The organism is Lentzea indica (assembly GCF_012184385.1).
Classification (GTDB): Bacteria; Actinomycetota; Actinomycetes; order Mycobacteriales; family Pseudonocardiaceae; genus Lentzea; species Lentzea indica.
Map to the genome: position 1 here is coordinate 1 of NZ_VSRL01000563.1, position 1,125 is coordinate 1,125.

At 72.8% G+C, this 1,125-nt stretch carries 1 pseudogene; it reads right to left on the minus strand.

The window, feature by feature from the left end:
* Positions 1-226: 226 nt before the first annotated feature.
* A pseudogene (locus FXN61_RS49610) lies at positions 227-1,122 on the minus strand (glycerate kinase).
* Positions 1,123-1,125: the final 3 nt, after the last annotated feature.

Sequence of the window (1,125 nt, forward strand, 5' to 3'; positions counted from 1 at the left end):
GTCCGCGCCAGCCCCGAACAGGTCACCCACTACGCCCGCGCCATCCACGTCCTCGAACAACAGACTCGATCATGAGGATGGAAAAGGCTCACTACCAACTGCGAGTTGGTGGTACTTGCAGACGCCATCAGGGCCAGCCGACCCGGTCACGCCGCACCGCCCTGCGCCACGACGGCCGGGAGTTCACGGCCGATGTCCACCCGGGCGAAGCCCACGTCCGATCCAGTCAAGCCGCGCCTCCCTGCGCCACCACAGCCGCCAGTTCGCGGCCGATGTCCGCCAGCAGGGCGGGTGCCCGGCCGATCGCGGCGTCGAGGCTGCCCGCGCGGTCCAGCAGCGACCACGCGGCCATCACGCCGATCTCGCGCAACCGGTCGGTGGAGAGCCGGATGTCGCCCGCGACCACCACGACCGGCACGCCGTGCCGCCTGGCGGCCTCCGCACGCCGACGGGTGCCTTGCCGCGCAGGCTCTGCTCGTCGAACCGGCCTTCGCCGACCACGACGAGCGAGGCTTCGCGCAGGGCGGTGTCGACACCGATCTCGGCGAGCACGAACTCCGCGCCCGACACGCGCCGGGCACCGAGCGCGGCCAATGCCGCGAACCCCGCGCCGCCGGCGGCGCCGCGCGGTGAGCCGGTCAGGTCACGGCCGATCTCCTGCGTCACGACCGACGCGAACTGGGTCAGGCCGCGCTCCAGCACCTCGACGTCACGAGGTGAGGCGCCCTTCTGCGGCCCGAACACCGCCGCGGCGCCGCTCGGGCCGGTCAGCGGGTTGTCCACATCGGACACCAGCGTCATCCGCGCCAACCGCAGCCGGAAGTCCAATGAGGACAGATCTACGTGGGCAGCACCGGTCAGGGCGGCGCCGCCTGGCCCGACCGGCACGCCACGAGAGTCGGTGATACGGGCACCGAGAGCGCGAAGAAGTCCTGCTCCCCCATCGGTGCTGGCACTGCCGCCCACCGCTAACACGACGTCCAGGCAGCCGTGGTCGAGTGCGGCGCGGACCAGTTCGCCGGTACCGTGGCTGTCGGCGACGAGCGGCGCCGCACGGCGGCCGGGGAGCACGTCCAGGCCGCTCGCCTGCGCCATCTCGATCACCGCGCGGGAGCCGCGCACGGC